The sequence below is a fragment of the Paenibacillus forsythiae T98 genome, from assembly GCF_000520735.1.
GTDB classification, from domain to species: Bacteria; Bacillota; Bacilli; order Paenibacillales; family Paenibacillaceae; genus Paenibacillus_AQ; species Paenibacillus_AQ forsythiae.
Genome location: NZ_ASSC01000571.1, coordinates 1 through 14516 on the forward strand (window position 1 = coordinate 1; position 14516 = coordinate 14516).

At 55.4% G+C, this 14516-nt stretch carries 13 protein-coding genes; 3 read left to right on the plus strand and 10 right to left on the minus strand.

The genetic code is table 11. The features are described from left to right. The coding region (locus L692_RS0117860; protein WP_025701460.1) for a GNAT family N-acetyltransferase at positions 1–330 on the plus strand (330 nt) is incomplete at its 5' end. 117 nt (positions 331–447) lie between these two features. On the opposite strand, the gene L692_RS0117865 is transcribed toward L692_RS0117860, so the two are convergent. Next, positions 448–1206: a hypothetical protein gene (locus tag L692_RS0117865; RefSeq protein ID WP_025701461.1), complete on the minus strand. Its 759-nt coding sequence runs from the start codon at positions 1204–1206 to the stop codon at positions 448–450. Between the two features lies 1 nt (position 1207). Next, the gene (locus L692_RS0117870; protein WP_025701462.1) at positions 1208–1660 is read right to left on the minus strand and encodes a flavodoxin; all 453 of its coding nucleotides are present in this window, start codon (positions 1658–1660) and stop codon (positions 1208–1210) included. Positions 1661–1931: 271 nt separating this feature from the next. Here L692_RS0117870 and L692_RS0117875 point away from each other — a divergent pair, with 271 nt between their 5' ends. Then, positions 1932–2795 (plus strand): class I SAM-dependent methyltransferase, encoded by an 864-nt coding sequence (locus L692_RS0117875; RefSeq protein ID WP_025701463.1) that lies wholly within the window; start codon positions 1932–1934, stop codon positions 2793–2795. A gap of 4 nt (positions 2796–2799) precedes the next feature. Beyond that, a complete protein-coding gene (locus tag L692_RS0117880) occupies positions 2800–3543 on the plus strand; it encodes an RluA family pseudouridine synthase (protein ID WP_025701464.1) in 744 nt (247 codons plus the stop codon). Positions 3544–3677: 134 nt separating this feature from the next. Here the strand turns inward: L692_RS0117880 and L692_RS0117885 are convergent, their stop codons facing one another. The 8 genes from L692_RS0117885 to L692_RS0117920 form a co-directional block, all read right to left on the minus strand. Next, a complete protein-coding gene (locus tag L692_RS0117885; RefSeq protein ID WP_025701465.1) occupies positions 3678–4118 on the minus strand; it encodes a MarR family winged helix-turn-helix transcriptional regulator in 441 nt (146 codons plus the stop codon). 223 nt (positions 4119–4341) lie between these two features. Then, complete coding sequence (gyrA, locus tag L692_RS0117890) at positions 4342–6783, minus strand: DNA gyrase subunit A (protein WP_025701466.1); 2442 nt, start codon at positions 6781–6783, stop codon at positions 4342–4344. Positions 6784–7052: 269 nt separating this feature from the next. Next, positions 7053–9035, minus strand: coding sequence for a DNA topoisomerase IV subunit B (parE, locus tag L692_RS0117895; protein WP_025701467.1), 1983 nt, complete (start codon positions 9033–9035; stop codon positions 7053–7055). Between the two features lie 65 nt (positions 9036–9100). Then, on the minus strand, positions 9101–10090 hold the full coding sequence (locus tag L692_RS0117900; RefSeq protein ID WP_025701468.1) for an ABC transporter permease: 990 nt from the start codon (positions 10088–10090) through the stop codon (positions 9101–9103). Further along, positions 10083–11066, minus strand: coding sequence for an ABC transporter ATP-binding protein (locus L692_RS0117905; RefSeq protein ID WP_025701469.1), 984 nt, complete (start codon positions 11064–11066; stop codon positions 10083–10085). Before L692_RS0117905 ends, L692_RS0117900 begins: the two co-directional genes overlap by 8 nt. Positions 11067–11085: 19 nt before the next feature. Next, complete coding sequence (locus L692_RS0117910; RefSeq protein ID WP_025701470.1) at positions 11086–12030, minus strand: GDSL-type esterase/lipase family protein; 945 nt, start codon at positions 12028–12030, stop codon at positions 11086–11088. Positions 12031–12272: 242 nt separating this feature from the next. Then, positions 12273–12974: a CAP domain-containing protein gene (locus tag L692_RS31290; RefSeq protein ID WP_025701471.1), complete on the minus strand. Its 702-nt coding sequence runs from the start codon at positions 12972–12974 to the stop codon at positions 12273–12275. 186 nt (positions 12975–13160) lie between these two features. Beyond that, on the minus strand, positions 13161–14516 hold a 1356-nt coding region (locus L692_RS0117920), incomplete at its 5' end, for a WG repeat-containing protein (protein WP_025701472.1).

A 14516-nucleotide genomic window follows, 5' to 3' on the forward strand; every position in this document is an offset into this window, starting at 1 on the left:
CTGCAAGAGGCGGTTGATATGTATGATGAACTCGACGGGGAGAGCAGCAACGAGCATATCATTATTGAGCTTGAAGGTCAGCCCGTCGGCAAGCTTCGGCTGTGGACCGAGCATCATGAAACGTGGATCTACGCTTTTACCGTGGATGAGAAGCTGCGGGGCAGAGGCATCGGGCGCAGCGCCCTTATTCAGACCATTCTGCGCGAGCAACGCAGCGGCAACGGAATTAATCTGGAAGTCGCGCTCGATAACCCGAATGCGCTCAGATTATATGAAAGCTGCGGATTCGTCATCACCAATAAGCAGGATTACTATCGTTATATCGGCTAGATTCCGTTCCGGTCATCATGCATTGCAAGAGAGGCTGGCAAGAATCGGCAACAGGAAGACCCTTTGGTCCGGTGATGGTCCAAAGGGTCTTCTTATATCCAAACTGCGGCCAGCGTGTCACATCAGAAGATGTCTTGCCCAGGTATCCTCCCCTGCTGCGCTCCGGCTTTCTCCATTTGATGTACAGCCTCCGCTGCCCCAGCCTCGCTCGCCACTTAGCACGGACAACAATCTCAAGTAATCGAGCGAGGCTTCCAGCGAATACATATTGCCGTCGTAGCGGCGCCTCTCCCCTTCCATCAGAAAATGAATCTCCACACTCTCGGGCGGCGCGCCGTAAGTCTTGCGGCAGAATACGTTGGCCATATGTATAAACCCCCGGGCAACATCCGCATTTCCGCAAACCATGAATTTCTGCACATTCAGACTGCCTCCCCGTCCGCCGGAGTGCCAGACCAATTGAAAGATGATGGACAGGTCCATTTGCAGTTCGGGTACGGGAACATGCCACTGTTCATACAGCATGAACGGAACCTCTCTCTCATGACTGCTGCCAACCAGACGAACCAGCGTATCGCATATCCTGTTTTTAACGTGCCAATAGTGCATCATGGAAGAGAAGGAGCGAAACCCCGGCGGCCATCTCCTTTCCAGGAGAAACTGAACAGGCGTCTGTGCGCGCACCCCGGGCGTCAAGCTGTAGTAATCATTTAACGTATGACCGACCGCATACTGCACCTGCTGCCGCCACAGAGGCAGTCCATTTCCACCTCCGTTCGTCTCGGCCATGTCCAGCAGCGCCCGCTCAACAATATAATCATGAAATTTGGGAAGACGGGAGGCCGAATTAGCGGCTGCGCCGCATGACGTATCCATATTAAGATACCGCCACGCAGGCCTCGGCAAATCGCTGTCCGAACTTGCGGCATTCCTCTTTCTCCACCGCAGTCGGCCCATATTCGATCTTGAGACTCGCCTGTACTATGGCCGCGCCTCTTTCTTTCAGCTTTTCTTCAATCCGGTCAACCGCGCCGCAGTAGATTTCATATCCGGAGTCGCCGCTTCCGAACACGGCGGCTTTGGTTCCTGCCAGGTCTATTTCATCCAGCTCCTCATAGAAATCGAGAAATTCATCCGGCAGTTCTCCGTCTCCCCAGGTGTAGGCCCCGAGTACCGCCCCGTCATAGGATGCGATATCGAAGGCGTTGCAGTCAGTGACCAATTTCAGAACCGCCTCGCCTCCTGACTGGCGGATTCCCTCCGCGATCAGTTCCGCAATTTCCTCTGTATTGCCGGTCAGGCTGGCATATACCACCAATATTTTAGCCATGCATCATATCCTCCCCTAAATTGCAGAAAGCTGTTGTCGAAAGCATCCCCTCTCCGGTACGGGTTGGGATATACACCCATTCTATTGATAATGATTATCAATGTCAATAATATTTTGCAGCAGATGCCTTTTCCTCGTCTTGCACAGACTGGAGCAGCGGGCAGCATATTTTGACGATCACTCTGCTGCAAAAAGCCGTCGAATCGTTTGTGATAATCCGGCTAAATGATGTACAATATAGGCTAAATGAATTTTTGAAGGATGGATTAACATGTACATGGCTCGGGACTGGAAGGATTATGAGATTATCGATACAGGAGGCGGAGAAAAGCTGGAGCGCTGGGGAGATATCATTCTCCGGCGGCCGGACCCGCAAATTATATGGCCGCTTCCAAAGGAATCGTCGGTGTGGAAGGATGTGCACGGACATTATCATCGCAGCTCATCGGGCGGCGGCCAATGGGAAATGAAGAAGAGCATCCCTGAAAGCTGGAGCATCCGGTACGGCAAGCTTAGATTCCATCTTCGTCCAACCAACTTCAAGCATACGGGACTGTTCCCGGAGCAGGCGGCCAACTGGAGCTGGATGATGGACAAGATCGCAGGCGCGGGACGCCAAATACAGGTGCTTAATCTGTTCGCATACACCGGCGGCGCCACCGTTGCGGCAGCCAGCGCGGGCGCTTCCGTTGTTCATGTCGATGCGGCCAAAGGCATGGTTCAGTGGGCAAAAGAAAACCTGCAACTCTCCGGTCTCGGAGAGCGTCCGGTCCGGTTCATCACCGACGACGTCTTCAAATTTGTTCAGCGCGAGCAGCGCCGGGGCAATAAATACGATGCGATTATTATGGACCCGCCGTCCTACGGCAGAGGACCCGGAGGCGAGATGTGGAAGCTGGAGCAGAACCTGTATCCTTTTCTCGAAAGCTGCATGAACATTCTGAGCGACAATCCGCTCTTCCTGCTCATCAACTCCTATACGACCGGCATTTCCCCGACCGTTCTGGAGAACATGCTCGCCATGACGATGAAATCGCGTTATGGAGGCAAGCTCAGCTCCGGGGAAATCGGCCTGCCGATCACTGCCTCCCGACTGAATCTGCCTTGCGGCATTCTCGGCCGCTGGGAGTCGTAGAGCAATGGCGCAGCGCGTAAACGGCGGACAGGAAGACGGACAGACGCCGGGGCCCTTTCAGATTTTGTTTGAGGATAATCATCTTCTCGGGATCGTAAAGCCGGTTAACCTTCCCGTACAGGAGGATGCAACAGGTGATGCCGACGTGCTCTCCCTGCTCAAAGAGGACGTCAAGCGGCGCTACGCCAAGCCCGGCAATGTCTATATGGGACTGGTTCACCGGCTTGACCGTCCCGTCGGCGGAGCCATGGTGTTCGCCAAGACCTCCAAGGCCGCTTCCCGGTTGTCCGAGAGCGTCCGCAGCCGGAGCTTTCGCAAAGGATATTTGACTGTCGTACACGGACGGCTGCCCGCGCAAAACGGCCGATTGAGAAATATCCTGCTTAAGAACGCCAAGACGAACACCGTTACCGTCGTCCGGGAAGGCACGCCTGGCGGCAAGGAAGCCGTGCTGGACTATACCGTGCTGGGCTTCACCGAGGGCCTCAGCCTGGTAAAAGTCGACCTGCTTACCGGACGGTCTCATCAAATTCGCGTGCAGCTTGCCCATGCCGGCTGTCCGCTGTACGGAGACCAGAAGTACGGAGCGGCCGTCAACAAGCCGGGCCAGCAAATCGCGCTGTGGTCCTCGCTTGTCGGATTCCCGCATCCCGTGACCAAACAGGAGGTCGAGCTGATCTCCCTGCCTCCGCGGCAATACCCATGGGATCTTTGGAGCGCGGAGCTTCAGGAGCGGTCCCTCCGGTAGAAGCAGCAGACCCTTTAATAGTGGAGCGTTCCCGGGATAAACTCATATTGGCGCTGCCGTTGACCATTGCAAGAAGCAGGCAATCCCTTTGGAGGATACGCCTGCTTTTGTTATATTCGCCCCATGATTCACGGCTATCTGCTCATCTCCAGCGGAGCGGCTTCGTTTCCCGGCGCCACAAGCTTGCCCATCAAATACAGCAGAAGCTGCTGATTATGGGCTGAAATATGATCCAGAACTTCCGCGAAAAAATCGCTGCGGACCTTAAGCCCGCGCGCGGTTTCCCTTCTTCCGAGATCGGTGATGCTCACCCAGACGATCCGCCGGTCGGCCGCATCCCTGTCCCGGATAATCAGCCCGCCCTTCTCCATCCGGTCAAGCAGCATGGTAACTGCGGCAGGACTGGTAGCCAGATGCGGGGCCAGATCGGAAGGCTTGGCGACTCCTCTTTCCTGAACAAGCTCAAGCACCGTAAGCTGGGCGTCCGTAAGCGTGGGAGCCAGCTTTGTATCCATATGAACCTTATAATCTTTAAGAATTTTATGCCATATTTTACTGAATTCAAAGGAGTTCACAGTCGTTCCTTCCTTTCTTGGCGAAAGATCCCTTATTTAAGATATGTTCGCTGACGAGTTTCTTTTTCCTGCAAGTGGAAAAAAATAAATAACCCCGTAAACTTTTACCCGCAGCAAAGCGGCCTTAATCTCCGGATTCCCATTAAAAAAGGCATCCGCGCCTCTGTCGAATAGAGGCGGCGGATGCCTTGGCGGAATACTGCCGGTTTCGATAAAACCCGCTTTATTTCACGGAAATTTGCAAGGTTACGATCTCGTCTTTCTTCTCCACCGGAACAAGAAGCTTGCCGGTTGAACGCCGGTCGGCGATCGGCGCAGCTTCCGAAGAGAAATGGTGCTGCGCGCCTTCGCGCGTAATGGCGGTCAGCTCAAAAGGCTCCTTGCAGTAGAATGCGCCGGCAATCCGGCTGCCGTTCGGGCGTACGCGCTTGCCTTCCTTGAATTCAAATGTCGGCATTCCCTTGCCGCCCCGGCTCTGCGGAGCATAATCCAGCAGCAGGCTGCGCTTGCCGTAGCCAAGGTCAGTCACCGCCAGAATCTCGCCTTCGTCGTCCGAGACCCGGAAGCAGGACACCACCTCATCGCCTTCGCGAAGCTGAATCCCTTTTACACCGGCGGCGACGCGGCCCATCGGATTGACCTCGCTCTCGCGGAAGCGGATACTCATCCCTTCCTTGGTGACAAGCATCAGGTCTTGCTCCCCTCCGCTCAGGATAACCGCCAGCACCTCGTCCTCCGCCCCGACCTTGCATGCGGCGACGGCACCACTGCGGCTGGTAGAATATTCCTTCAATTCGGTGCGCTTCACCTGGCCCTTGCGGGTGACGAAGAACAGGCTTTGATCGGACTCTTCGAAAGTGCCGACTGGAATTATCGCGGCGATCCCGTCTCCCTTGCCAAGACCAATCACGTTGACAATCGCGGTGCCGGGGTCCTTCCACTTGAAATCCGGAATCTGATGGACGGGCAGCAGAAAGTATTGTCCTTTACGCGTAAATACAAGCAGGCTGTCCCGCGTATTCACGTCAAGCAGTTTGGTGATATAATCGCCTTCCTTGACACCGGACGCATTCCGTTCGCCGCCGGAGCGGGTGAAGGAAAGCATGCTGGTCCGCTTGATATAGCCGTCCCCCGACAGCGCAACCAGCACATCCTCCGCATTGACCAGCGCCTCAATGCTGACCTTGAGCTCTTCCACCTCCTCCTGAATGGCGGATCTTCGGTCGATTCCGTACTTGTCGCGAATCTCCATCAGTTCCTTGCGGATGACGCCGATCAGCTTCTTGTCGCTCTCCAGAATGCTGCGCAAGGCGGCGATCTTCTTCTGCGTCTCTTCCAGTTCCTTCTCCAGCGTCTTGATCTCCAGATTGGTCAGGCGGTATAGCTGGAGAGTCAGGATCGAATCCGCTTGCCTTTCGCTGAAGCCGAACATCCAGACGAGATTGTTCTGGGCGTCCTGGCGGTTCTTCGAGGCTTTGATGGCTGCGATAACTTCATCCAGAATATTGAGCGCCTTGACCAGACCCTCCAGCACATGGGCGCGGTCCTCCGCCCGCTCCAGGTCGAACCGGGTACGGTGCGTGACGACTTCGCGCTGATGGGCAATATACGCTTCAAGTATAGCCTTCAGGCCGAGCTGCTGCGGCGCTTTGTTGACGATGGCGACCATATTGAAGTTATAGGTGACTTGCAGATCGGTCTTCTTGAGCAAGTAGGCCAGAATCCCCTGCGCATCGGCTTCCTTCTTCAGTTCGATCACGATCCGCAGACCTTCGCGGCCGCTTTCATCGCGCACTTCCGCGATGCCTTCAACCTTTTTCTCCAGGCGGATATTCTCCATGGCAGTAACCAGGCGGGATTTAACCACCTGAAAAGGGATTTCGGTGACAACAATCTGCTGCTTGCCGCCGCGCAGATTCTCGATCTCCGTCTTCGAGCGCAGATAGATGCGCCCTTTGCCTGTCCGGTACGCGTCCATGATCCCGTCGCCGCCCATAATAAGCCCGCCCGTCGGAAAATCCGGCCCTTTGATGAAGGTCATGATTTCTGCAAGCCCGATTTCCGGCTTCTGCATGACCGCAATGCAGGCATCGATCGTCTCGCGCAGATTATGCGGCGGGATTTCAGTGGCGAAGCCGGACGAAATGCCGCTCGTGCCGTTCACGAGCAGATTCGGATAACGCGAAGGAAGGACGACCGGCTCTTTCGCCGTATTGTCGAAGTTATCCTTGAACAACACGGTGCGCTTCTCGATGTCGCGCAGCATTTCCATGGCGATGGGTGACAGCCGGGCCTCCGTATAACGCATGGCTGCCGCCGGATCATCGTCCATGGAGCCCCAGTTGCCGTGCCCGTCAACGAGCACATGCCCCATTTTCCAGGGCTGCGCCATTCTTACCATGCCTTCATAGATCGACGAGTCGCCGTGCGGGTGGTAGTTGCCCATTACATCCCCGACGGTCTTGGCCGACTTGCGATACGGCTTGTCCGGTGTATTGCCGGAATCGTACATGGCGTACAAGATGCGGCGCTGAACGGGCTTCAGCCCGTCGCGGACGTCGGGAATGGCCCGGTCCTGAATGATATATTTGGAATACCGGCCGAAGCGGTCGCCGACGACCTCTTCCAGAAATGCCGGCAAAAATTGTTCGGATAAACTGCTCATGCATTCACCTTCTGTTCCTCAAACTGTCGCCTTGTGCAAAAAATGTGACGATTGATATGTGCCGCTGCGCGAACGGTTTGGACTTTCGGTCGCTGTTGTCTCCAAATTCCTGATATAACCTTCAGAGGTTGGAATTCGGAGACAAAGGCGAACGCTATCGCTCCTTCAGTTCCAAACCTTACGCTTCGCTCTTATCAATCGTCAAGTTTTTAAAACATCGAAGTTCTCGTCACCCTGCGACGAGAACTCTTAAAGATTACGTCTCGTCATTACTCCACAATCTCGGTGAAATCGACATTCTCCACAATCCAGCGCTTGCGCGGGTCAACCTTGTCGCCCATCAGCGTGGACACGCGGCGCTCCGCCTTGGCGGCATCCTCAATCTGCACCTGAAGCATCGTCCGCGATTCGGGATTCATGGTCGTCTCCCACAGCTGGTCGGGGTTCATCTCGCCAAGACCTTTGTAGCGCTGAAGCTCGAAATTTTTGCCGAACTCTTTCAAATAGTTCTGGAGCTGCTCATCCGTCCATGCATATCGGACCGTTTCCAGCTTGCCCGATTTGCGGGTCAGCTTATACAGCGGCGGCTGGGCGATATATACCTTGCCTGCATCGATCAGCGGCTTCATGTACCGGTAGAAGAACGTCAGCAGCAGCACCTGAATATGCGCGCCGTCGGTATCCGCGTCGGTCATGATGATGATTTTGGAATAGTTGCAGTCATCTACCGTGAAATCCGAGCCGATTCCCGCCCCGATCGCGGCGATGATCGCCCGGTATTCGTCGTTCTTCAGTATTTCCGGCAATTTCGCCTTCTCCGGGTTCATCGGCTTGCCCTTGAGGGGCAGTATCGCCTGGATCTTGGAATCCCGCCCCTGCTTGGCCGAGCCGCCTGCGGAATCGCCTTCCACGATAAACAGCTCGGTGCGGGAAATATCTTTGGATTGCGCAGGAGAGAGCTTGCCGCCGAGGTTCGAGCCCTCGCTGCGCTTTTTGCCGCTGCGTATTTCATCTCGCGCCTTGCGGGCCGCTTCACGGGCTTTGGCCGCTTGAATGGATTTCTTCAGCAGGCTCTGCGCTACCTGCGGATTCTCTTCAAGGAAACGCTGCATATTCTCGGAGACGATATAATCGACCGCGCTCCGCGCAGAGGCGCTGCCAAGCTGGTCCTTCGTCTGACCGACGAATTCGACCTCCGACATCTTGACGCTGATGACCGCCATCATGCCCTCCCGCAGATCGCTGCCGTCCAGATTCTTGTCCTTCTCCTTCAGCAGCCCCGTGCGCCGGGCATAATCATTCATAACTCGCGTATACGCCGTCTTGAAGCCGGTCTCGTGCGTGCCGCCACTGCGGGTTGGAATCGAGTTGACGAACGAGGCGATCGTTTCGGTATAGCCGCCGTTGTATTGGATCGCTACTTCTACTTCAATCTCGTCCTTCTCTGCGCTGAAATGGATGACGTCGTGCAGCACATCCTTGCCTTCGTTCAGATAGCGCACAAACTCGCTCGCTCCGCCCTCATAGAAGAACTCGTCCTGGCGTCCGCCCCGTTCATCTGTGAGCGTGATTCGCAACCCGGAGTTGAGGAATGCGATCTCCTGCAGCCGTTCGGCGAGCGTATCATAGTTCAGGGAGATGCCTCCCTGGAACACGCGAATATCCGGCTTGAATGAGATCTTCGAGCCGGTTTTGTTCGTATTGCCCAATATCTCAAGGCCCGTCACGGGTTCTCCGACATGCTCTTTGCCGTCCTTGCCGACCCAATATTCAAAACGCTGGCGGTGAATTTTACCTTCCCGGTAGATCTCCACCTCAAGCCATTCGGACAGGGCGTTCGTAACCGAAGCGCCGACGCCGTGCAGGCCGCCCGATTTCTTGTACCCCGAGCCTCCGAACTTTCCGCCCGCATGCAGGATGGTGAATACAACCTGCGGCGTCGGAACGCCCGTTTTGTGCATGCCTGTCGGAATCCCCCGTCCGTTGTCGGTAACGGTCACCGAGCCGTCCTTACGCAGTACGATATCGATCTTCGTGCAATATTTCGCCAGATGCTCATCCACCGCATTATCGACGATTTCCCATACCAAATGGTGCAGTCCCGAGGAACTCGTACTGCCAATATACATCCCTGGCCGTTTGCGAACCGCAACAAGACCTTCAAGCACCTGAATGTCGTCAGCATCGTATCCAGTCCGGCCTGCTGCGCCGTTCTTCGAGACCTCTGCGAACATATCGACCTGTTCAGACATTCATGTTCCCCCTTCTCTTCTCTAATCCCAAAATGCAAACAAATGTTTTGGTTACTTTGTACATTCTAATTCAAAATATCCCGTTTCGTAAAGACGGCGAATGAAATGATTATGGACGCGATCCCCCAGACGCCCAGAACCGCAATAGAAAAAGGCAGCGACATCCCTTCAATCGGCGCCGGAGTCCCGGCAAGATAATTGGTCAGGCCCAGGTTAACCATGAACAGATACTTGGCGGAAGTCCAGGCCGAAGCCATATTGGTCAGAATCGTCCCGGCGATCAGCGCGGCCATCATCACGACGATGCTGGCGGCCGTACTGCGGAACAGCACTGAAACCATAAACGCCAGCAGGGCGACAACGATGCTGACAAACCAGATGAGGCCGCACTGCATCAGCATATATTCCCACTGCGGCACCGAATGGACGGCGGACATATCAACCGAGTCGCCGCTGAGCTGAAACCCGGTGAAGATCGGCACATTGAAGCCGCCATAGCCAAAGGCGAGGCCGGAGATAAGGTAGCTTACCAGAAAGACGGATACAATAATTAGCGATACAAACATCAACAGCGCAATCAATTTGCTCATGAGCACCTTCCAGCGCTTTACGGGCCGGGTCAACAGCATTTTTATCGTTCCGGTCGTACGTTCTCCGGATACAATATCGGAAGCGACCGCCATGATCATTAGCGGGATGAACAGGGAAATCGAGTTGTCCAGAAATTCGCGGGTGAAGGTTACGCCGCTGGGCTCGTTCGGATTGACATTATGATCCAGATAATACTGCATCTGCTGGATAAAAATGCGCCGGTACGTCTTCCACTCTTCCGGAATCCGGCTGCTGCTGAGCGAATTCTCATTATCGGTAATCTGCTGCTGCAGCTCCAGCCGCCAATCGGAGCTGAATTTCTCCCTGTTCCGTTCCGCCGAGCGCATCTGCGCATAGGTGAACATCGGCACGAGCACAACCAGAATGAGCAAAATAACATAAAAACGCTTCTTTTTAATAATCTTCATGCACTCATTGCGGATGAGCGGCAGCAGGCTATTCAATAGTCTCACCCTCCGTCAGTTTCAAGAATAGCTGTTCCAGTGTGGGATTGATTTTATGCACGGCTCTGACCTCGACTCCCGAGGCCACGAGTGCGGCGACGGTATCCGGGACCGCATCGTCATTCATAATCGTCACGGCGGACCCGCCCCCCATATTCGCAATCACCGCGTCATCCAGTTCAAGCTCGGCAGGGTCCATAAGCCGGATTCCCTCTCTTGATTCAAGCAGGGCCACGCCCTGCTCATGCGGCTCCAGCTCCCACAGCACATACGGCGAATTGCGGGCGACAAGCTCTCTCCCACCGCCAACGGCCAGCACGCGCCCCCTGCTGATAATAGCCACGCGGTCGCAGAGCAGCTGAATTTCGCTCAGCAGATGGCTGGACACGAACACCGCCATTCCCTCGTCCGCCAGCCTGCGGATAAATTCACGCATTTCCTTGATGCCCTTGGGATCAAGGCCGTTTGTAGGCTCGTCGAGAATAAGCAGCCTGGGACGCCCAAGAAGCGCCTGGGCGATCCCCAGCCGCTGGCGCATGCCCAGCGAGTAGGTTCTTACCTTGTCGTGAATGCGCTGGTCAAGCCGGACGGTCCGGGCGACCTCGGCGATCCGCGCCTCGTCCACTCCCGGCTGCATGCGGGCGAAATGCTGCAAATTCTCCCAGCCGGTCAAATACGAATAAACCTCGGGATTCTCGACGATGGAGCCTACATACTGCAAGGCCTTCTCCGGCTGCTTGTTGACATTATATCCGCATACGGTGATGGAGCCTTCGCTTGGCCTTATCAGATCGACGAGCATGCGGATCGTCGTCGTCTTGCCCGCTCCGTTCGGGCCGAGAAAGCCGAAAATCTCGCCTTCCCGGACGTCAAAGGTAACGTTGTCGATAATCCATTTCCGTCCTATTTTTTTGCGGACGCCGTCCACGGATAAGACGACTGTTCCGGTGCTGTCTGTGTTCTCTTGCGCTGTCACGCACTCCACCCCTTTCTTTCTACCTTACCGCCTGAACGATCCGGTCCGCCATCCGCTGATACCCGTCGCTATTCGGATGAAAGTGATCGCTGGACAAATATTTATCGAGATGGCCGTTAAACAAATCCAGCGTCGGCACAAGGGTCATGCGGGTGTTGCGGTTGATGATATCCATCGCCGCAGCATTCCAGGACGTAACCGCCTGATTGCCCGGAATGAGCATCTCCCGAAGATCCCCGAAAGGATTATACAGACCAATATAATAAATCCGGGCCTCCGGATTAATCTCGGAAATTGCGGTCAGAATCGCCTCCAGCCGCTTCGAAGCGCCGGGAAGATCGGCGAGCAGCTGTTCAGGAGTCAGATCCTTTAGCGCAGCATTCCCCGTGGAACCGTCTCCGGGAGCCGGAGCGCCGCCCGAAGCGGAGTCATCGCTTCGGCCGGAAGCTCCTGTGCCGATCCGGGAATCCGCAGATCCTTCTGCGGCATCTTGCCCCGCAGCCGCTGCGCCCTCCGCTTCATTCAGCATGCTCTGCGCTCCCCGGAACAGGTCGTTGCCGCCGATCGAAACGAGAATAATATTGGCCTGACGGAGCACATACTGCACGCCCTCCTCTTTCAGCTTGTCCCGCAGCCCGGCTGTTGTCAGCCCGTTAATGCCCAGGTTCCCCACCAGCTCGGTCCGCGTACCGCCAGCGGACAGTCCGGCCACAGCCCGGCGCACAAAGCCCTCGCCGGTGTTGTCTCCCGTCCCCTTGGCCAGCGAGTCGCCGACTGCCGCGACCTTAAGCTCCCCTGTTTCTTCGGCCGGAGCCGCTGTAGGCTGCGGGACATCAGCGGAGTATGAGGCGCCCCGTGGATACATAATATCTTGAGCAGCATAAATGAAGCCGGTAATCAATAACAGCGTTGCCGCGATGGACAGCAGGCTCAGCCCCCGCCAGGTCCATTTGAAGTCGTTCAAGCCTATCCCTCCGTCCGTTCAAAAATCGGTGCTGTATTTAAACATAATTGTTCTATCCTTAATTTGCAAACAGGAAGAAACGCCTGACGGCGTCCTTGGCGGACGCAAGTACGTTTCTCGTAGAAATATAAGGTCTTTGATAAGCGTGAAACTTATAGATTCTTATATTTTGAACGAAAAAAACCGCCCTTCTCCCCAATGGAAGAAAGACGGTCTTCTGTGTACGCGATAACCGGTACGGATTATTTCCCGATAAACTCCTGGGCCCAGTAGTTATTGTCAAAGCCCACTCCGATATAATTGAAGTTCTTGCTAAGAATGTTGGCTTTATGCCCCGGGCTGTTCATCCAGGCCTTCATGACTTCCTCAGGCGTACGCTGCCCCATGGCAATATTCTCGCCGGCATAGTTATAAGTAACGCCGAAAGAGGACATCATATCAAAGGGCGAGCCGTACGTAGGAGAAGTATGCGAGAAATAATTGTTGCTCCGCATATCCGTCGCTTTGGCCGCCGCGACTTTGTTCAGGCTGTCAAGCGCTGTCAGCGGCGCCAGACCCGCTTTGGCGCGTTCCTCGTTCACCAAGGCTACCACTTCTCCGACATATGAGGCTTTGTCAGCTTGGACAGACTCAGGAGCCTTCTCCACTGTCGGAGCAGGCTCGGCCACTGGCGTTGCCTCCGGCTTCGTTACGGCTGGCTTGGCTGCCGGTGCCGCTTCCGGTTTATTCTCGGCCGGACTGCCCGCCAGATTGCCGGGCACATCAAAAGTGAACGATTTACCATAGGTTTGCTGCAAATATTGCATCAGCTGGTCATAGCTGATTCCGTTCTTGACTGTCACCTGCGCCGAAGCCGCATCTGCCTGCGATGGGATGGATATGCCAAGCGCCATTACCGCCGCCACACTTCCGCTAAGCAGTGCTTTTATCAGGTTGCTCTTCATTCCGCCATCTCCCTCTCTTGTTGTATCTCCATGCCGTATAAGAGAATAGCGGCAAAGATTACAAAGTTGTAATATGTTCCTTGGTCATTGTAACATACTACTCACCCGGAATGGGACGTTAATTTCTGCCAATACCCATTGCCGCATCTCTTTGCAATCTTCCTGTCGGCGCCATGATCCGCTCTATTAATGAAAAGACCGCCAGAACGCTCCCTCGGTGTTGATCAGGCCCATAATCTCCGCAAAGGGAATGCGGAAGGTCGGAAAGCCCGCTGCGTAAGGCGCAATCTCGTAAGGGGCAAAGTAAAGATAGAGCGCTTCTCCGTCGACATAGAACGGCTGGTCGGGAGCGATGCCTTTGAAGGCGCCTTCGAATACATACGAGTATTGGGGATCATGCTCAATTTGCCGGGCCACGATTTCGCTCAGACGATCCGTGTACTTGACCCCCGGCTTGAACAAATCTTTAAGCTCATAGAATTTGCCGGTACGCAAATCGATGGGCGTGAAAATGCGGGTCGGCATGCCATGAGCGGCTCCATAAGGGTAGCGGTAGCCGTTCAGCTCAAGCTGGAGCAGATATTTGCGGAAAAAGGAAACGGAAAAATCGCCCGTGTAGCTGTAATCCCGCTGGTCTTCGGGAGTAACGTTATCCACAAGCGAAAGCTCTTTCAGCCGATCATTGACCCGGGCGGACACGCTGGAATCGGCAATTCCCTGAACATGCGGGTAATAAACCAGGTAGTTGAAATCCGGCTTAAACTTTCGTTCCTCCACGGCATAAGGGGGCCGGAGGGGAATGAGCGTATTCTCCTTCCACACCTGTCTTCCGCTGCGGTCATAATAGCTGGTGCGCTGATCGACATCGGCCCGGATCAGTCTTCCGCTGAAGCTAAGCGTGCCGGAGCCTGGCACAACAGGCATGCCGGCGGCGCGGTTCCCGGTCCTGTCAATAAAATAGGTCTCGCGCTGATCGTAGACGGAAGCGAGGCCGTCGCTGTAACGGTTCACTCCGCGCAGCGGATGGGTGCTGAGAATCCGGCCGGTTGAGGCGTCGGCAATGGTATAGACGGTGCCCCGGTAGGGTTCTGCCGGATTCAGGGGCGTTCCGAGCGCGACGCGGTTCTCCCCGAGCTGCTGTACCTGATCATAGCGTGCCGGTATGATGAAGCTTCCGCTTTTGTCGATCAGCCCATAGGCGTTCTCATAATTCTCCGCCGTATTGACCACCGCGCGCCCCTCCGAAAATGGCAGCGCCGACGTAAACTGCGGCTGAATGACCGTCATGCCCTCCTCATTGATATAGCCGTACCGGCCGTTCTCCTCCGCCTGAAAGGCAAGCAAGCCGTCTCCCGGGTTGCCCACATATGGGTAGCGGTACGTATGCAGAACCTCGCCGTTCTTCCCGATCAGCGCGAATTCTTCTGCGCGAAGCTTGACCAGCGCCTTCCCGTCCTTGAAGTCCGTTGCGTCCTCGTACCGGGCCGCGATGGCTTCCCTGCCGTCACGGTCCAAATAGCCGTATCTGATGCCGCTGCCCTC

Excerpts from the sequence above, each read along its gene's own strand:
- L692_RS0117865 (WP_025701461.1), bottom strand. The coding sequence starts at position 1,206 with ATGGATACGTCATGCGGCGCAGCCGCTAATTCGGCCTCCCGTCTTCCC.
- L692_RS0117870 (WP_025701462.1), bottom strand. The coding sequence starts at position 1,660 with ATGGCTAAAATATTGGTGGTATATGCCAGCCTGACCGGCAATACAGAG.
- L692_RS0117875 (WP_025701463.1), top strand. The coding sequence starts at position 1,932 with ATGTACATGGCTCGGGACTGGAAGGATTATGAGATTATCGATACAGGA.
- L692_RS0117880 (WP_025701464.1), top strand. The coding sequence starts at position 2,800 with ATGGCGCAGCGCGTAAACGGCGGACAGGAAGACGGACAGACGCCGGGG.
- gyrA (WP_025701466.1), bottom strand. The coding sequence starts at position 6,783 with ATGAGCAGTTTATCCGAACAATTTTTGCCGGCATTTCTGGAAGAGGTC.
- parE (WP_025701467.1), bottom strand. The coding sequence starts at position 9,035 with ATGTCTGAACAGGTCGATATGTTCGCAGAGGTCTCGAAGAACGGCGCA.
- L692_RS31290 (WP_025701471.1), bottom strand. The coding sequence starts at position 12,974 with ATGAAGAGCAACCTGATAAAAGCACTGCTTAGCGGAAGTGTGGCGGCG.